At 73.3% G+C, this 17,147-nt stretch carries 15 protein-coding genes; 5 read left to right on the forward strand and 10 right to left on the reverse strand.

Annotated elements, in window-relative coordinates:
• Positions 1 to 16 precede the first annotated feature (16 nt).
• Positions 17 to 397 carry an SsgA family sporulation/cell division regulator gene (locus K7854_RS15505; RefSeq protein WP_226027081.1) on the reverse strand — a complete coding sequence of 127 codons (381 nt, stop codon included), beginning with the start codon at positions 395 to 397 and terminating at the stop codon, positions 17 to 19.
• A 177-nt stretch (positions 398 to 574) separates the two neighbouring features.
• On the opposite strand from K7854_RS15505, the gene K7854_RS15510 reads away from it, so the two are divergent.
• The 4 genes from K7854_RS15510 to K7854_RS15525 all read left to right on the forward strand — a co-directional run bounded on the left by K7854_RS15510 (position 575) and on the right by K7854_RS15525 (position 4,467).
• Positions 575 to 1,639: an energy-coupling factor ABC transporter permease gene (locus K7854_RS15510; protein ID WP_226027082.1), complete on the forward strand. Its 1,065-nt coding sequence runs from the start codon at positions 575 to 577 to the stop codon at positions 1,637 to 1,639.
• A 1-nt stretch (position 1,640) separates the two neighbouring features.
• A complete protein-coding gene (gene cbiQ, locus K7854_RS15515) occupies positions 1,641 to 2,402 on the forward strand; it encodes a cobalt ECF transporter T component CbiQ (protein WP_226027083.1) in 762 nt (253 codons plus the stop codon).
• Positions 2,390 to 3,181, forward strand: a complete 792-nt coding sequence (locus tag K7854_RS15520) for an energy-coupling factor ABC transporter ATP-binding protein (RefSeq protein ID WP_226027084.1) — start codon at positions 2,390 to 2,392, stop codon at positions 3,179 to 3,181. The genes cbiQ and K7854_RS15520 overlap by 13 nt, the downstream gene beginning before the upstream one ends.
• A 77-nt stretch (positions 3,182 to 3,258) precedes the next feature.
• A complete protein-coding gene (locus K7854_RS15525) occupies positions 3,259 to 4,467 on the forward strand; it encodes a serine hydrolase domain-containing protein (protein WP_226027157.1) in 1,209 nt (402 codons plus the stop codon).
• A 22-nt stretch (positions 4,468 to 4,489) separates the two neighbouring features.
• Here the strand turns inward: K7854_RS15525 and K7854_RS15530 are convergent, their stop codons facing one another.
• The 5 genes from K7854_RS15530 to K7854_RS15550 all read right to left on the reverse strand — a co-directional run bounded on the left by K7854_RS15530 (position 4,490) and on the right by K7854_RS15550 (position 9,314).
• Positions 4,490 to 4,765: a DUF1876 domain-containing protein gene (locus K7854_RS15530; RefSeq protein WP_226027085.1), complete on the reverse strand. Its 276-nt coding sequence runs from the start codon at positions 4,763 to 4,765 to the stop codon at positions 4,490 to 4,492.
• A 74-nt stretch (positions 4,766 to 4,839) separates the two neighbouring features.
• On the reverse strand, positions 4,840 to 5,685 hold the full coding sequence (locus tag K7854_RS15535; protein ID WP_226027086.1) for an EamA family transporter: 846 nt from the start codon (positions 5,683 to 5,685) through the stop codon (positions 4,840 to 4,842).
• The gene (locus K7854_RS15540) at positions 5,682 to 6,203 is read right to left on the reverse strand and encodes a YbaK/EbsC family protein (RefSeq protein ID WP_226027087.1); all 522 of its coding nucleotides are present in this window, start codon (positions 6,201 to 6,203) and stop codon (positions 5,682 to 5,684) included. The genes K7854_RS15535 and K7854_RS15540 overlap by 4 nt, the downstream gene beginning before the upstream one ends.
• 157 nt (positions 6,204 to 6,360) lie before the next feature.
• On the reverse strand, positions 6,361 to 8,589 hold the full coding sequence (locus tag K7854_RS15545; protein ID WP_226027088.1) for an MMPL family transporter: 2,229 nt from the start codon (positions 8,587 to 8,589) through the stop codon (positions 6,361 to 6,363).
• 122 nt (positions 8,590 to 8,711) lie between these two features.
• Positions 8,712 to 9,314, reverse strand: coding sequence for a TetR/AcrR family transcriptional regulator (locus K7854_RS15550; RefSeq protein ID WP_226027089.1), 603 nt, complete (start codon positions 9,312 to 9,314; stop codon positions 8,712 to 8,714).
• Positions 9,315 to 9,480: 166 nt separating this feature from the next.
• On the opposite strand from K7854_RS15550, the gene K7854_RS15555 reads away from it, so the two are divergent.
• On the forward strand, positions 9,481 to 13,230 hold the full coding sequence (locus K7854_RS15555; RefSeq protein WP_372481035.1) for a S41 family peptidase: 3,750 nt from the start codon (positions 9,481 to 9,483) through the stop codon (positions 13,228 to 13,230).
• A 98-nt stretch (positions 13,231 to 13,328) separates the two neighbouring features.
• Here K7854_RS15555 and K7854_RS15560 read toward each other — a convergent pair whose 3' ends face one another.
• From K7854_RS15560 to K7854_RS15575, 4 genes are all read right to left on the reverse strand, one after another.
• Positions 13,329 to 13,547, reverse strand: coding sequence for a hypothetical protein (locus tag K7854_RS15560; protein WP_226027091.1), 219 nt, complete (start codon positions 13,545 to 13,547; stop codon positions 13,329 to 13,331).
• 88 nt (positions 13,548 to 13,635) lie between these two features.
• A complete protein-coding gene (locus tag K7854_RS15565) occupies positions 13,636 to 14,529 on the reverse strand; it encodes an SDR family oxidoreductase (protein ID WP_226027092.1) in 894 nt (297 codons plus the stop codon).
• Positions 14,526 to 15,485: an alpha/beta fold hydrolase gene (locus K7854_RS15570; RefSeq protein WP_226027093.1), complete on the reverse strand. Its 960-nt coding sequence runs from the start codon at positions 15,483 to 15,485 to the stop codon at positions 14,526 to 14,528. Before K7854_RS15570 ends, K7854_RS15565 begins: the two co-directional genes overlap by 4 nt.
• On the reverse strand, positions 15,482 to 17,029 hold the full coding sequence (locus K7854_RS15575) for a flavin-containing monooxygenase (RefSeq protein WP_226027094.1): 1,548 nt from the start codon (positions 17,027 to 17,029) through the stop codon (positions 15,482 to 15,484). The genes K7854_RS15570 and K7854_RS15575 overlap by 4 nt, the downstream gene beginning before the upstream one ends.
• Between the last annotated feature and the right edge of the window lie 118 nt (positions 17,030 to 17,147).

Below are 17,147 nucleotides of genomic sequence, written 5' to 3' on the forward strand. Positions count from 1 at the left end.
TCCGCCGGAACGCGGCTCAGTGGGCCACGGGCTGCGCGGCCTCCGCGTAGGTGCGGCGCAGGAAGCGGATGAGGGCCTTGTTCTCGAACTGGACCACCGAGCAGCCCTGCGGGGAGTGGAACTCGACCACGGCCTGCACCCGGCCGCACGGCCACACCCGCACCTCGCCGCTGCCGGCGGGGGCCCGCAGCCCCTGCTCCAGCAGCGCGCGGGAGAAGGTCCATTCGCGGGAGCGGGCCGCGCGGCCGTCCTTCCCGGGCAGGGCGACGCACACCATCGAGGGGTCGAGCTGGGGGTCGTAGCGCAGGACGACGGGTATCGCTCCGCCGTCGTCCTCGTCGGGGCGGTCCCCGTCCGTGAGGATGTGGGCTCGTGCGTACTCTTCGACTACGGACATGGGGTCGCCCCTTACGCTCTGCCACCTTTGTTGAAGCTGTGGGTCCACCCCCACTCCAATGTCCCATATTTCCCGTCCCACGCCCTGTGAGCCGGATATCACATGTGAGATCGGCCTTCACATCAGCCTTTACCTCGCTCTTGCGAACGAGTTGCAACTGGTCTCTATCATCGAACCGTGCATGTACCTGACGGATTCATCAACGCCCCGACCTCCGCCGTGACCGGAGTCGTCGCCGCGGGCGCCATCGCGGTCAGCCTGCGCGGTGCCCGCCGGGAACTGGACGAGCGGACGGCGCCGCTGGCCGGGCTGGTCGCGGCGTTCATCTTCGCGGTGCAGATGCTGAACTTCCCGGTCGCGGCCGGGACCAGCGGGCATCTGCTCGGCGGCGCGCTGGCCGCCATCCTGGTGGGGCCCTATACGGGTGTGCTGTGTGTCTCCGTCGTCCTGCTCATGCAGGGCATCCTCTTCGCCGACGGCGGTCTGACCGCGCTCGGCGTGAACATCACCGACATGGCGATCGTCACCACGGTCGTCGGCTACGCCCTCTTCCGGGGCCTGGTGAAGGTGCTGCCGCGCACCCGCCGCTCGGTCACCGTGGCCTCCTTCGTCGCCGCGCTCGTCTCCGTCCCGGCCGCCGCCCTCGCCTTCACGATCATCTACTGGATCGGCGGCACCACCGACGTCTCCATCGGCAAGGTCGCCACCGCGATGATCGGTGTGCACGTGCTCATCGGCATCGGCGAGGCCGCGATCACCGCGCTGACCGTCGGCGCGGTCATCGCCGTACGCCCGGACCTGGTGTACGGGGCGCGCGGGCTGCAACAGCGGCTCAAGCTGCGGGTGAACGGCGAGTTGGTCGACGCCCCCGGTGCCTCGGCCCCGGAGCCCGCCCCCGCGCCCGTCGCCGCCCGTTCGCACCGCAAGGTGTGGATCACCGGCCTGGTCGCCTCCCTGGTGCTGGCCGGCTTCGTCAGCTTCTACGCCTCCGCCAACCCGGACGGCCTGGAGAAGGTCGCCTCCGACAAGGGCATCGACGAGAAGGCGAAGGAGCACGCCAACGCCGACTCCCCGCTCGCCGACTACGGCGTCAAGGACATCACCAACGCCCGGGTCTCCGGCGGTCTCGCGGGCGTGATCGGCGTCGGCGTCACCGTCGTCGCGGGCAGCGCCGTGTTCTGGGCGGTGCGCAGGCGCCGCAGCGACGACGCCTCGCCGGCCAACACCGAGACGACCGTCTGACGTGGGTGCGGGGCACGCGCACCGGCTCTACCGGCACGGCCACTCCCCCGTGCACGGTCTGCCGCCGCACACCAAGATCGCCGCCGCCTTCGCCTTCGTGGTCGTCGTGGTGTCGACACCGCGCGAGGCGATGTGGGCCTTCGGCCTGTACGCGCTGCTGCTCGCGACGGTGGCGTACGCGGCCCGCGTGCCGCCCGGCTTCCTGCTCAAGCGGCTGCTGATCGAGGTGCCGTTCGTCGCGTTCGCGGTGCTCATGCCGTTCGTGGCGGAGGGCGAGCGGGTCGGCGTGCTCGGCCTGTCCCTGAGCGTCAACGGCCTGTGGGGCGCCTGGAACGTGCTGGCCAAGGGCACCCTGGGCGTCGCCGCCTCGGTACTCCTCGCCTCCACCACGGAGCTGCGGGAACTCCTCCTCGGCCTCCAGCGGCTGAAACTGCCCCCGCTGCTCGTGCAGATCGCATCCTTCATGATCCGCTACGGCGACGTGATCACGGACGAGATGCGGCGGATGCGGATCGCCCGGGAGTCGCGGGGCTTCGAGGCCAAGGGGGTACGGCACTGGGGTGTGCTCGCCAAGTCGGCGGGGGCGCTGTTCATCCGCTCCTACGAGCGCGGCGAACGGGTCCACCTGGCCATGGTCAGCCGCGGCTACGCCGGCTCGATGCCGGTCATCGACGAGGTGACCGCGTCCCGGGCGCAGTGGTCGTACGCGCTGGCCCTCCCGTGTGCGGCGCTGGTCGTGTGTCTGCTGGGATGGACCCTGTGACCGACCCAGTGACAGGCCCCGCGACCGACGCGCCCGCCTCCCTCGACGTCTCCGGCCTCGCCTTCGCCTACCCCGACGGGCACCAGGCCCTGTTCGGCGTGGACTTCTCCGTCGCGCGCGGTGAGCGGGTCGCGCTGCTCGGCCCGAACGGCGCGGGCAAGACGACGCTCGTGCTGCACCTCAACGGCATCCTGACCGGCGGCACCGGCACGGTCGCGGTCGCCGGGCTGCCGGTCGACAAGCGGAACATGGCCGAGATCCGGCGCCGGGTCGGCATCGTCTTCCAGGACCCGGACGACCAGCTCTTCATGCCGACCGTGCGCGAGGACGTGGCGTTCGGACCGGCGGCGGCCGGGGTGCGGGGGGCGGAGCTGGAGGCCTGTGTGGACCGGGCGCTCACGCTGGTCGGCATGGCGGAGTTCAAGGACCGGCCCCCGCACCACCTCTCCTTCGGCCAGCGGCGCCGGGTGGCGGTGGCGACGGTGCTCGCCATGGAGCCGGAGATCCTGGTCCTGGACGAGCCCTCGTCCAACCTCGACCCGGCCTCGCGCCGCGAACTCGCCGACATCCTGCGCTCCCTGGACGTCACGGTCCTGATGGTCACCCACGACCTGCCCTACGCCCTGGAGCTGTGCCCCCGCGCCCTGATCCTCAGCGACGGCGTGATCGCGGCGGACGGTCCCACCGCGGACCTGCTGTCCGACGACGACCTGATGCGCGCCCACCGGCTGGAACTGCCCTTCGGCTTCGACCCGCGGTCGGTGGCGACGGGCGGGTGAGGAATGGCGGACGGTCCGTGGCGGTTGCATCCACTGTCACGAGTGGCCGGAAGGGACGTAGCGAAGTGGACACGGACGTGGACGTGCACGGCACGGTGGCCGAGGGCTTCGAGCCGGTGAGGGACGCGTTCGTAGGGAACTTCACCGCGCTCGGCGAGCGCGGTGCGGCCGTCGCCGTCTACCGGGGCGGGCGCAAGGTCGTCGACCTGTGGGGCGGCACCAGGGACGTCGACGACACCGCCGGCACCCGGCCGTGGCGCCGGGGCACCGCCCAGGTGGTCCGCTCGGCGACCAAGGGCGTCGCCGCCGCCGTACCGCTGCTGCTGCACCGGCGCGGGGAGCTGGACCTGGACGCGCCGGTCGGCGAGTACTGGCCGGAGTTCAAGGCGCACGGCAAGGAGCGGGTGCTGGTCCGGCACGTCCTGAACCACCGGGCCGGGCTGCCGGTCCTGGACCGGCCGCTCACCCCCGAGGACGCCCTCGACCCGTTGCGCGGCCCCGCGGCCGTCGCCGCGCAGGCGCCGGTGTGGGAGCCGGGCACCGACCACGGCTACCACGCGCTGACCTACGGCTGGCTGCTGGACGAGCTGGTCCGCCGGGTGAGCGGCGGGCGGGGCGCCGGGCAGTGGATCGCGGACGAGATCGCCCGCCCGCTGGGCCTGGACCTGTGGGTGGGGCTGCCCGCGGCGGAGGAGGCGGCGGGCCGCGCCGGGCGCGTCGGGCGCCTCGACGAGCCGGAGCCGTCGACTCCCGGCAACGGCCCGCGGCTGCGCCCCAAGCGCTCGGTCACCGAGGCCTACCAGGACCCGGACTCCCTCACCCGCCGCGCCTTCGCCGCCATCACCCCGTTCCCCGACCAGAACGACCCGGAGTACCGCGCCGCCGCCCTCCCGGCCGCCAACGGCATCGCGACCGCCGAAGCTCTGGCCCGCTTCTACGCGGCGCTGATCGGCGAGGTCGACGGCGTGACGCGCGGCGTGCGGCTGTTCGACCCGGCCACGATGGAGCTGGCCCGCGCCGAGGAGTCCGCCGGGCCGGACCGGATCCTGGTCGTGGGCACCCGGTTCGGCCTCGGCTACATGCTGCACGGCAGCGCGTCCCCGTTCCTGTCCCCCGGCTCCTTCGGCCACCCGGGCCGCGGCGGCTCCCTGGGCTTCGCCGACCCGGAGGCCGGCATCGCCCTGGGCTACGTCACCAACGGCTTCCGCAAGACCGTGACGGCGGACCCGCGGGCGCAGGCGCTGGTACGGGCGGTACGCACGTCGCTCGCCCAAGGCGCGGCCTAGGGACGGGACCGGCAGGCCCGGCTCAGACGTGGATGGGGTGCGAGGCCCGCCCCGACGCCGCGTCGATCTCGTCGTGGGCCTTGGTGAGCAGCTGCATCGCCAGCTCGTTCAACGCCCGGGCGCCCGCGACCTCCTCACCGACCCTCGGCTGCTGGGCGTCGACCCGGTGCCGGCTGGCGTGGCCGTGCGCGCGGACCTCGGTGCCGTCGGGGAGCCGCACCATCGCGACCGCCCGCGTGTGCTGGTCGTCCTCCACGAACTCCATGTCGACGTGCCATCCCACTGTGGTGTGCATCATGACGATCACCTCCGGAACACCTCCTTCCAGGGTGCGCCTCGCGGCGGCCGTCCGCACCATCCCGACGGTGCCGGCTATCCGGTGTGCAGCATCAGCCCGATGCCCACGACCAGCAGGCCGGCCGCCGCGATCCGGGGTGCGCCGAACCGCTCCTTGAAGAACAGGGCGCCGATCGCGGCGCCGACCAGGATGGACGACTCGCGCAGCGCGGCGATGGGCGCGAGGGCGGCGCGGGTCTGCGCCCACAGGACCAGGGCGTAGGCGGCGACGGACAGCGCCGCCCCGGCCAGTCCGAGACCGGCGTGCGGCCGCAGCAGCGCCCGGGCCCCGGCGCGGTGCCGGTACAGGAAGTACGCCGGCAGGACCGTCCCCTGCACCGCCATCAGCCAGGCGATGTAGCCGAGGGAGGACCCGGAGGCGCGTACGCCGAGACCGTCGACGACGGTGTACGCCGCGATGGTCACGCCGGTCGCCAGGGCCGCGCCGATGGCCGCCCAGTCCGGCCGGCGTCCGCGCAGCCCCCACAGGGCGACGCCGGTCAGCCCCGCGCAGGAGACCAGGATGCCCGCGGCGGCCCAGCCGTCCGGCACCTCGTGCGCGAAGACGGCGGCCAGGACGGTCACCAGCAGCGGCGCGCTGCCGCGCGCGATCGGGTAGGCCAGCCCGAAGTCGCCCAGCCGGAAGGACCGCATCAGCAGGGCGTAGTAGGCGATGTGGACGGCGGCGGAGAGCAGCAGGTACGGCCAGGCCCCGGCCGCCGGGAAGGCGGTGAACGGCAGCAGTGCGAGCCCGATGAGCATCCCGCCGCCGGAGATCAGCGCGAACCCGGTCAGCTTGTCGGTGATCCGGTGGGCGATGGCGTTCCAGCCGGCGTGGGTGACCGCCGCGAGCAGGACCGCGGCGGTGACCAGCGGGGTCACGCGGAGCGCTCGCGCACGTCCACGAGGGTGGCGCCGGCGGTGGCGACGAGGTCCTTGGGCTCCATCGGGAAGACGGCGTGCGGGGTGCCGGCGGCGGCCCACACGACGTCGTGGGCGAGCAGGGACCGGTCGGCGAGCACCCGGGTCCTGGTCCGGTGGCCGAAGGGCGGCACCCCGCCGATCGCGTACCCGGTGGTCTCCCGCACGACGTCGGCCTTGGCCCGGGTGACCTTCTCGGCGCCGAGTTCGTCGCGGACCCGGTCCAGGTCGACGCGGGAGGCGCCGTCCATGAGGACCAGTACGGGCACGCCGTCGGCGGCGAAGATGAGCGACTTGCAGATCTGGCTCAGCTCGCACCCGATGGCGGCGGCGGCCTCGGCGGCGGTGCGGGTGGCCTCCGGGAAGCGCCGGGCCCGTCCGGCCAGGTCGCCGAGGCCCAGTTCGCCGAGGGCGGCGGCGAAGCGCGGGTGGGCGGCGGAGGTGCCGGCGGAGTCGGAGGTGTCGTCGGTCGTCGTCATGGACCGCACCGTAGCGGTACGTGTAGCCCACAGGCGACCGGGTTACGGGGCCGCCGGGTCCCCCGGGACGGAGGAAGCCGGTGAGGGCAGCCCCGTCCCCACGGAACCCTCACCGGCTGGTCTGTGCCGTCCTCCGGTCAGAGGCGGCGGGCGGTGGTCAGGTGCGCACCAGCTCCCGGTCCTCGTCGGGGCCGGCGCCCCGCTCGGCGGCCGTGCGCAGGCCCTCGCCCTCGACGTCCACGTTGGGCAGCGCGCGGTCCAGCCACTTCGGCAGCCACCAGGCCTTCTTGCCGAGCAGGGCGAGGACCGCCGGGACGATGGCCATGCGGACGACGAACGCGTCGAAGAAGACGGCGATCGCGAGGCCGAAGCCGATCATCTTGACCATCGACTCGCTGGAGCCGATGAAGCCGGCGAAGACCGCCATCATGATCACCGCGGCGGCGGTGACGACCCGGGCGCCGTGCTTGAAGCCGGTGACGACGGCCTGGTTCGGCTTCTCGCCGTGGACGAAGGCCTCCCGCATGCGGGTGACCAGGAAGACCTCGTAGTCCATGGCCAGGCCGAAGACCACGCCGACCATGAAGATCGGCATCATCGACATGACCGGTCCGGTCTCCTCGACGCCCATCAGGCCGGACAGCCAGCCCCACTGGAAGACCGCGACCACCGCGCCGAGCGCCGCCATGACGGAGAGCAGGAAGCCGAGCGCCGCCTTCAGCGGGACCAGGATCGAGCGGAAGACCACGATGAGCAGGAGGAAGGCCAGGCCGACCACCAGGACCAGGTAGGGCACCAGCGCGTCGTTGAGCTTCTGGCTGACGTCGATGTTCATCGCCGTGGAGCCGGTGACCAGGGTCTCGGCGCCGGTCTTCGCCTCGATGTCGCCGCCCGCGTCACGGATGGCGTGCACCAGGTCCTCGGTCTGCACGGAGGACGGCTTGGAGTCCGGGACCACGGTGATCGTCGCGGTGTCGCCGCCCTTGTTGGGGGCGGGCGGGGTCACCGCCACGACGCCGTCGAGGCCCTTGATCTGCTTCTCGACGTCGGTGAAGGCGTCCTTGGGCGCGTCACTGCCCTTCGCGTCCACGACGACCATCAGCGGGCCGTTGAAGCCCGGGCCGAAGCCCTCGGAGAGCAGGTCGTAGGCGCGGCGCTGGGTCGTGGAGGTCGGCTGGGAGCCGTCGTCGGGCAGGCCCAGCTCCAGGGAGGCCGCGGGGACCGCGGCGGCGCCGAGGCCGATGACGCCCAGGAGCAGGACGGCGAGCGGGCGGCGGACGACGAAGCTCGCCCAGCGGGTGCCCAGGTTGGCCTTGGGCTGCCCCGCCGCCTGCTCGGTGCCCTTGCGGGAGCGGCCCAGCAGCTTGCTCTTGGCACCGGCCGGCTTGACCCGGCGGCCGGCGTAGCCGAGCAGCGCGGGGATCATGGTCAGGGCGATCAGGACCGCGATGGCGACGGTGCCGGCCGCCGCGACGCCCATCTTGGTGAGCATCGGGATGTTGACGACCGCGAGGCCCACCAGGGCGATGACGACGGTGAGGCCGGCGAAGACGACCGCCGAGCCCGCGGTGCCGACCGCCCGTCCGGCGGCCTCCTCGCGCTCGCGCCCCTCGGCGAGTTCGGCGCGGTAGCGGGAGACGATGAACAGGGCGTAGTCGATGCCGACCGCGAGGCCGATCATCATGGCCAGGATCGAGGTGGTCGAGCCCAGTTCGAGCGCGCTCGCCAGCGCGGTGATCGAGGAGACGCCGATGCCCACGCCGATCAGGGCGGTGAGCAGCGGCAGCCCGGCCGCGACCAGGGAGCCGAAGGTGATGACCAGGACGACGGCGGCGACCGCGATGCCGATGACCTCGGTGGCGCCGGTCTCCGGGACGGCCTGGAGCGCGTCACCGCCGATCTCGACCGTCAGCCCGGCGTCGCGCGCCTGCTGGGCGGCCTCCTCCAGGGCGTCCTTGGTGGACTCCTCCAGCTCCATGCCGGAGACGTCGTACTTCACCGAGGCGTAGGCGATGGTGCCGTCCTTGCTGACGGCGTTGCCGGTGTAGGGGTCGGCGACCGAGGCGACCTCGGAGCCGTCCGCCAGTTCGTCGACGGTCTTCTCGACGGTCGCCTTGTGGCCGGCGTCCGTCATCTTCTCGCCGGAGGGCGCCTTGAAGACGACCCGTGCGGTCGCCCCGTCGGCGCTCGCCCCGGGGAAGCGCTGTTCCAGCAGGTCGAAGGCCTTCTGGGCCTCCGTTCCCGGGATGGAGAAGGAGGAGTTGCCGGCGGGCGGTGCGCTGGCCGCGCCGACGCCGGCGAGCGTCAGCAGGGCCACCCAGATCAGGGCGACGAAGTGCCGTCGGCGGAAGGCGAGCCGGCCGAGTTTGTAGAGGAACGTGGCCACGAGGGCGTACTCCCGGTCAGGTCGTGGTTCTTCGGGGCAGGGGTGATCGGCCCGACGACGTGAGCGGTTACGTCAGGTGGGGCTCAGGTGGGGCTCGGACGTCTCTGGGGTGCAGGGACGTGTCAGTGGGACGGGACGCCGAGGGCGGGGAGGATCACGGCGTCGATGTAGGAGGTGAGGAAGGCCTGGGTCGGCGGCTGGTCGTCCAGCAGCGTGCGGGTGGCGAATCCGCCGACCATCATGTGCACGAGGAAGTCCAGCGCCGGGCAGTCCGGTCTGATCTCACCGCGGTCGACGGCGCGTTGCAGCACCCGCCGGAACTCGACCATCTCCGGTTCGATGAGCTGTTCCCGGAACGCCTGGCGGAGGTCCGGGTTCTGGTGCAGTGCCATGGCGACGCCCCGCATCAGCGCGGAGTTCTGTTCCATGGTGCAGTCGTCCTCGCGCGCCATGAGGGCGTGCAGGTCGCCGCGGAGCGAGCCGGTGTCGACGTCGCCGATCTTGCCCGGCTTGTTGTGCCGGATGGCCTTGACGACCAGCTCCGGCTTGCCGCCCCACTGGCGGTAGAGCGTCGCCTTGCTGGACCGGGTACGGGCGGCCACGGCGTCCATGGTGAGGGCGTCGTAACCGACTTCGCGGAGCAGGTCGAGCACGGCCTCGTACAGCTCGGCCTCGCGCTCGGGAGTGATCCGACTGCGGCGCGCGGTGGTCGCGGCCTCGGTCATCTCGCTCACTCCTTCCCGTTCCGTTCGGCTCCAGGGGGCCGAACGGCACCGTTTCGTACACCAAGAATGTACCCCACGGCCTAGCGAAACGAAACGGTTTCGTTCGTGTTCTGGGTCACGGTTGTCGGCAGCGCATAAGTTGCCGCTGTCCGGCGCCCGGAAAAGCATGGGGTGGGTGAGTTATCTGCGCCTTCCGCACCTCAGTGGCGACCAGCTGTGTTTCGTGGCCGAGGACGACCTCTGGCTCGCGTCCCTCGACGGTCCGGGCCGGGCCTGGCGGCTCACCGTCGACCGCACCAAGACCGGGCCCCCGCGTTTCTCCCCCGACGGCCGCCACATCGCGTACACCAGCTGGCGCACTCTCGTGCCCGAGGTCCACCTGGTGCCGGTGGACGGCGGCCCCGGACGGCAGCTCACCCACTGGGGCGGCCTCGACACCCGGGTCTGCGGCTGGTCGCCGCCCGATCCGGACGGCACCACCGCCGTCCTCGCCGTCGCCTCGCACGGCGAGCCGTTCTCGCACCTCACCTGGGCCTACAAGGTCACCCCCGACGGCGACCCCGGCCGCAAGCTGCCGTGGGGGCCGGTCACCGACATCCAGGCCGCCGACCTCGACGGGGAGCGCAGGACCCTGCTCCTCACCGGCACCCCGCCGCACGAGCCGGCCGCCTGGAAGCGCTACCGGGGCGGTGCCACCGGCAGGCTCTGGCTGCACGGCGAGCGGCTCCTGCCCGACCTCGGCGGGCACCTCGCCGCCCCCATGTTCGTCGGCGGCCGGATCGCCTTCCTCTCCGACCACGAGGGCGTCGGCAACCTGTACTCCTGCGCCCACGACGGCACCGATCTGCGCCGCCACACCGACCACGACGCGTTCTACGCCCGCAACGCCGCGAGCGACGGCACCCGGGTGGTGTACCAGTGCGCGGGCGACCTGTGGCTCGTGGAGGACCTCGCGCCCGGCTCGGCGCCGCGCCGGCTCGACGTGCGGCTGAGCGGTCCGCGCGCGGGACGGCGCACGTACCAGGTGCCCGCGGCCCAGCACGTGGGCGGCGTCTCCGTGGACGAGACGGGCCGCGCCAGCGCCGTCGTCGTACGCGGCAGCCTGTACTGGCTCACCCACCGGGACGGCCCCGCCCGCACCATCGCCGACACCCCGGGCGTCCGGGTGCGGCTGCCGGAGATGCTCGGCGAGAGCGGACGGATCGCGTACGTGACGGACGCGGAGGGCGAGGACGCCGTCGAGATCTCCTACCTGCCCCGCGCGACCGGCGGCCGCACGGCCCGGCGGCTGGCCTCCGGACGCCTCGGCCGGGTCCTGGAGCTGGTCTCGGACCCGGCCGGCGAACGCCTCGCCGTCGCCTCGCACGACGGCCGCCTGCTGATCCTCGACGTCACGGAGCCGGACACGGAGGTGGCGCTGGCCCTGGGCGCGGTGGACGCCGGACCCCCGGCGGACGCGGAGGACGCGGACGCGGCGAGGGCATCCGCCCGCGCGGCCACCACCTCGGGTGCTGCCGCCGAGGACGGCGGCGCCGGGGGCACCGGCACGCCGCTGACCGACGCGGGGGACGGCACGCCGGGGGGCGACTTCGCGACCGGCGGCACCGCGGCAGGCGGAACGACCGCCGACGGCGCGGCGGGAAGCGACCCCGCGCAAGCCGGCACGGCGGGAAGCGACCCCGCGGACCGCGGCGCCGCGGCCGACGCCCCCGGGGCAGGTACCGCACGCGACGACCCCGGCCCCGGAGCGGCCGCCGGGGACACCGGCACCCCGGGCGACCCCGGTGTCACCCCGGACGCCGGAGGCACCGGCGCGGACCACCCCGCCGCGGGCGCCGGCGCCGGGGGCACCGTGGCGCCGGGCGAGCCCGGGGGCCCCGCGACCGCCGGAGGCCGGGTCACCGAGCTGATCCGCTCCGTCAACGGCCCCGTGCGCGACCTCGCCTTCTCCCCCGACGGGACCTGGCTCACCTGGTCGCACCCGGGCATCGGACGCACCCTGCGGCAGATCAAGATGGCCCGGATCGACGGCCCGGAGGGCACCCTGGTCGTCGACGTCACCAACGGCCGCTTCGAGGACGAGAACCCGGTGTTCACCCGGGACGGCCGCTACCTCGCCTTCCTGTCCTGGCGCGGCTTCGACCCGGTGTACGACGTGCACACCGGCGATCTGTCCTTCCCGCTGGGCTGCCGCCCCTACCTGGTGCCGCTGTCCTCCGCGACGCCCTCCCCCTTCGCCCTCAACCCCGAGGGCCGCCCCGCGGCCGGGGGCCTGGACCCGCTGGAGGACGAGCCCGGCGAGGGCGGCGCGGTGACCGTGGAGGTCGAGGGGCTGGAGAACCGGGTGACGCCGTTCCCGGTCGCCGCCTCCAAGTACTCGGCACTGGAGCCGGTCGCGGGCGGCGGCCTGGTCTGGCTGCGCTGGCCGATCTCCGGCGCGCTCGGCGAGACCTTCGCCAACCCGGCCGACCCGAGCGAGCGTCCCACCCTGGAGCACTTCAACCTGGCCAAGGCGAAGAAGTCCGAGCTGGTCGACCACCTGGACTGGTTCCGGGTCAGCGGCGACGGCAGCCGCCTGGTCGTGCTCGACGAGGGCGACCTGCGCGCCGTACCGGCGACCGAGGCGGGCGACGGCGACTCGACCACCTGGATCGACCTGCGCCGCATCCTGCACGAGGTCGACCCGGCCGCCGAGTGGCGCCAGGCCTACGACGAGGCCGGGCGCCTGATCCGCGCCTACTTCTGGGACCCCGGCATGTGCGGCATCGACTGGGACGCGGTCCTCGACCAGTACCGCCCGCTGCTCGACCGGGTCGCCTCCCCCGACGAGTTCGCCGACCTGCTGCGCGAGGTGCTCGGCGAGCTGGGCACCTCGCACGCCTACGTGGTCGCCGCCCGGCGCAACGAGGGCCCGGCGCACTACCAGCGCTGGCAGGGCCTGCTCGGCGCCAACTTCGCGTGCCGGGAAGGGCGGTGGGTGGTCCGGCGGATCCTGCCGGGCGACTCCTCCGACTCCAAGGCCCGCTCCCCGCTGGCCGGCACGGGCATCCGCGACGGGGCCGTGCTCACCCACGTCGACGGCCGCCCGGTCGACCCGGTGCTCGGCCCGTCCCCGCTGCTCGCGGGCGCGGGCGGTACGACGGTGGAGCTGACCTTCGCGCCCGCCGAGGGCTGCCGGGGCCCCTCCCGCCGGGTCGCCGTCGTCCCGCTCGTCGACGAACGCCCCCTGCGCTACCAGGACTGGGTGGCCAAGCGCCGCGAGGTGGTGCGGGAGTTGAGCGGCGGCCGGTGCGGCTATCTGCACATCCCCGACATGGGCGGCTCCGGCTGGGCGCAGTTCAACCGCGACCTGCGCATGGAGGTGTCCCGGCCCGCGCTCATCGTGGACGTGCGCGGCAACGCGGGCGGGCACATCAGCGAGCTGGTCATCGAGAAGCTGACCCGGACCATCCTGGGCTGGGACCTGACGCGGGACGCCCAGCCGGTGTCGTACACCTCCAACGCCCCGCGCGGTCCGGTCGTCGCGGTCGCCGACGAGGCGACCTCCTCCGACGGCGACATGATCACGGCGGCGTTCAAGCTGCTGCGGCTCGGTCCGGTGGTCGGGCAGCGCACCTGGGGCGGCGTGGTCGGCATGACCGGCCGGCACCGCCTCGGCGACGGCTCGGTGATCACGGTGCCGATGAACGCGGCCTGGTTCGACGCCTACGGCTGGACGGTGGAGAACTACGGCGTCGCCCCCGACGTCGAGGCCCTGCGCACCCCGCTGGACTGGGCCGAGGGCCGCTACCCGGTCCTGGACGAGGCGGTGCGGCTGGCGTTGGAGCTGCTGGAATCCAACCCGCCCGCGACACCGCCGGGTTATGACGCCGTACCGGACCGTTCGCGTCCGCCGCTGCCGCCGCGGGAGCAGTAACGCCGTACCCCCCTGAACCTCCGTAGAGCCGCCGGCGGCAAGGGAAAGGGCGCCCGCCGGTAGAACCGGGGGCGCCCTCTCACTTCAGCGGCGGCGCGTCAGGCGTCGAAGCTGTCCTGCAGCCGCTCGTCCTCGTCGCGGCGGCGCGAGGACGGGTTCTGGTGCTCCGACTCGCGGCGGCGCGAGGCCGGGTCCATCTCGTCCTCGTCGCGACGGCGGTCGCGGTTCTGGAACTGGTCCCGCGCCTGCTCGGCCCGCTGCTTGCCCTGCTGCTGCATGCGGTCGGCCTTGTCCTGGAACTGGTCCTTCATACCCATGTGGGTTCACTCCTGTGGTGATCGGGCCCGACCGGATCGGCCGGGCGCTCGATCAGATTCACACGGGCCGTGACCGTGCGCATGTCGATCACTTACGGACCGTAGTCGCCCTGGTGGGGCGCTGTTCATCGGCCGCTCCACCGGCTCCGACGAGCCCCACCCGCAGGCCGTCGAGCCGGTCCCCGAAGCGCCGCATCTCGCGCTGTCCGACGGTGCCGATGACGGCCGGCAGGTAGCCGCGCACGCCCTGCATGCCGCGCAGCCACCACTGCCCGTAGACGTGCGCGGCGCGGCGCTCGACGCCCTCCACCAGCCGGTCGACCGCCGGGCCCAGCGGGTAGGTCTTGTTGCTCGGCCAGGGCAGCCGCTGCCGCAACTCCCGCATGACGTCGTCCTGGTCGGCGCCGCGCACCATGTCGGTGTCGGTCCAGGACAGATAGCCGACGCCGACCTTCACGCCCCGGTGCCCGACCTCGCCGCGCAGGCTGTGCGCGTACGCCTCGACGCCGGACTTGGAGGCGCAGTAGGCGCTCATCATCGGCGCGGGGGTGAGGGCGGCCAGCGAGGCGATCTGGAGCAGGTATCCGCGGCTCTCCAGCAAGGCGGGCAGGAAGGCGCGGGCGGTGACGGCCGAGCCGATCAGGTTGACCTCGATCACCCGCCGCCAGGACTCCGGGTCGGAGTCGACGAAGGGACCGCCGGTGGCCACCCCCGCGTTGGCGACGACGATGTCGACCTTCCCGAAGCGCTCCTTGACCTCCGCCGCCACCCGGGCCATCGCCTCGTGGTCGGTGACGTCGGCGTGCCAGTGGTCGCTGTCGCTGTGCAACCGGGCGGAGACCTGCTTGAGTTCGTCGGGCTCCAGGCCGACCAGCGCCACCTTCACCCCGCGCGCGGACAGCTTGCGGGCCATCAACTCCCCGACGCCCCGCGCCGCTCCGGTGACGACGGCGACCCGTCCTTCCAGGCTCACCCTGCTCATGCGCTCTCCTCGGCGGGTACGGCACGCTCTCCGCGTGCGCTGGGTATGCGTGCGCTGGATATGTAGGTGGCGGCCAGCGCCCGTATCTTGCCGGTGACCAGGTCCGGCGCCTCCACCGGCGTCATGTGGCCGAGCCCCGGGAGTTCGGTCAGGCCCACGCAGTCGGGCAGCGCGGCGGCCAGCGCTCGGGCGTGCACGGGCGGGGTCAGCCGGTCCGCCGTACCGACCACGACCTCCACCGGCATGCGCAACTCCCGTACGCCGTGGTCGAGGTCGAGCAGGTCGAGCACCTGGGACCAGCCGTACCGCACCCGGCTCGGGCAGGCGTGCACGATCCGGGCGCAGGCGTCGACCAGGTGCGGGCCCGAACCGGGGCCCATCGTCCCGTACTTGAGGATCCGGCGGGCGAGCGGTGTGACCGGCCCGAGCGGTGCCCGGGAGCCGAGGATGCGCCGGGTCAGCCAGGTGCGCGCCCGGCCCGCCCGCATCGGCACGACGGTGGCGGAGGCCACCAGCCGTGCGCTGCCCGTGCTGCACAGCAGGGCGGCCACCGCGTGTTCGCGCACCGCGGGGCGGGTCGCCGCGGCCATCAGCGTCATCCCGCCCATGGAGTGCCCGGCGATCACCGCCGGTTCGCCCGGCGCGAGGGTGGCCTCCAGGACGGCTTCGAGGTCGTCGGCGAGCGGCTCGGTCCCGTACGCCGGGTTGGCCGGGCTGCGGCCGTGGCCGCGCTGGTCGTAGGCGATGACACGGTGGTCGGCGGCCAGGTCGCGGATCTGCGCCGCCCAGAAGGCGGTGGAGCAGCACCAGCCGTGCGCGAGGACGACCGCGGGCGCGTTCTCCGGGCCGTGCACCTCGACGTGGATCCGGGCGCCGTCGGCGGCGGTGACGGTCAGCTCGTGGGCGGGCACGGGCGGGGCGTACGGCCCGTCGGCGACGTGCGGCAGGCGGCTCACGCGCTCACCTCCGCGCCCGCGCCGGTGTCCGCGGCGGCGGCCGTCGCCCCGGTCTGCGCGGGGGCCGGGCGCAGCACCTGGTACTCCGCGAGGTCCACCCGCCGTGTCTCGCGCCGGAACTCGGCGGTCGTGCCGGGCCACACGGTGGTGTTGCGGCCGCTGGCGTCCAGGTACCAGCTGGTGCAGCCGCCGGTGTTCCACACCGTGCGCTTCATGCGTTCCTGCACCCGGTGGTTCCAGTTGCGCACGGCGGCGGGGCGGGGGTCGAGGGCGGTGCGGCCGCCGAGGACGTTGAGCTGGCGCAGGTAGTCCGCCATGTAGTTCAGCTGGGACTCGATCATGAGGATCATGGACGAGTTGCCGAGGCCGGTGTTGGGCCCGATGACCGTCATGAAGTTGGGGAACCCGGCCGCGGTGCCGCCGCGCAGCGCCTGCATCCCGCCCTTCCAGGTCTCGGCCAGCGTCCGCCCGTCGGCGCCCACGACCCGCTCGGCGATGGGCATGTCGGTGACGTGGAACCCGGTGCCGAAGATGATCGCGTCCACCTCGGCCTCGGAGCCGTCGGCGGCGACGAGCGCCGACCCGCGCACCTCGCTGAGCCCGCTGGCGACCACGTCCACATTGGGCTTGGCGAGCGCCGGGTAGTAGGTGCTCGACAGCAGGATCCGCTTGCAGCCGATGCGGTAGTCGGGAGTGAGCTTGGCGCGCAGGGCCGGGTCCTTGATGGCGGCACCCATGTTGCGCTTGGCGATCTGCTCGACGAAGCCCAGCTCGTCGGGGTGCTTGGTGAACGCCTGCACCTGGAGTTCGCGGATGCCCCACAGCAGCCCGCGGCGCAGCTTGGTGGTGACGGGCAGCGCCCGGTGCAGGGCGCGCTCGGCGCCGCTGATGGCCCGGTCCATGCGGGGCATCACCCAGGCCGGGGTGCGCTGGAAGAGGGTGAGCCGGCCCACCTTCGGCTGGATGGACGGCACGATCTGGATGGCGGAGGCGCCGGTGCCGATCATGGCGACGCGCTTGCCGGCGAGGTCGTAGTCGTGGTCCCAGCGGGCGGAGTGGAAGACCTTGCCGGGGAAGGAGTCGAGCCCCGGGACGTCCGGCATCTTGGGGTCGGACAGCGGCCCGGTCGCGGAGACGACGACGTCGGCGGTGAGGGTGCCGCGCACGGTTTCGATCTCCCACCGCAGCTGCTCGCCGTCCCACGCCATCCGCTTCACCTCCGAGTCGAAGCGGAGGTGGGGGCGCAGCCCGAAGGTGTCGGTGACGTGCTCCAGGTAGGCGCGGATGTGCTCCTGCCCGGAGAAGGTGCGCGGCCACTCGGGGTTGGGCGCGAAGGAGAAGGAGTACAGGTGGGACGGCACGTCGCAGGCGCAGCCGGGGTAGCTGTTGTCCCGCCAGGTGCCGCCGACGCTGCCGGACCGCTCCAGTACGACGAAGTCGGTGATCCCTTCGCGCCGCAGCCGCACGGCGGCCCCCAGCCCGCCGAAGCCGGACCCGATCACCGCCACCCGTACGTGTTCGTGAACCTGCTCGTGCTCGGCCATCCCTGAGCCTCCACGCTTGCCTGGACCGTCTGGACCGTCGGGACCGCTTGGAACCGCTTGGAACCACTCGGAACCGTGCCAGTGAACACTGGCGCAATGGGAGCGTAGAGCAGGTCCG

The organism is Streptomyces hyderabadensis, from assembly GCF_020404845.1.
GTDB classification, from domain to species: Bacteria; Actinomycetota; Actinomycetes; order Streptomycetales; family Streptomycetaceae; genus Streptomyces; species Streptomyces hyderabadensis.

Coding starts and splice junctions, on each gene's coding strand:
- K7854_RS15505 (WP_226027081.1), bottom strand. CDS start 397: ATGTCCGTAGTCGAAGAGTACGCACGAGCCCACATCCTCACGGACGGG.
- K7854_RS15520 (WP_226027084.1), top strand. CDS start 2,390: ATGGACCCTGTGACCGACCCAGTGACAGGCCCCGCGACCGACGCGCCC.
- K7854_RS15530 (WP_226027085.1), bottom strand. CDS start 4,765: ATGATGCACACCACAGTGGGATGGCACGTCGACATGGAGTTCGTGGAG.
- K7854_RS15540 (WP_226027087.1), bottom strand. CDS start 6,203: ATGACGACGACCGACGACACCTCCGACTCCGCCGGCACCTCCGCCGCC.
- K7854_RS15550 (WP_226027089.1), bottom strand. CDS start 9,314: ATGACCGAGGCCGCGACCACCGCGCGCCGCAGTCGGATCACTCCCGAG.
- K7854_RS15555 (WP_372481035.1), top strand. CDS start 9,481: ATGGGGTGGGTGAGTTATCTGCGCCTTCCGCACCTCAGTGGCGACCAG.
- K7854_RS15560 (WP_226027091.1), bottom strand. CDS start 13,547: ATGGGTATGAAGGACCAGTTCCAGGACAAGGCCGACCGCATGCAGCAG.
- K7854_RS15565 (WP_226027092.1), bottom strand. CDS start 14,529: ATGAGCAGGGTGAGCCTGGAAGGACGGGTCGCCGTCGTCACCGGAGCG.
- K7854_RS15575 (WP_226027094.1), bottom strand. CDS start 17,029: ATGGCCGAGCACGAGCAGGTTCACGAACACGTACGGGTGGCGGTGATC.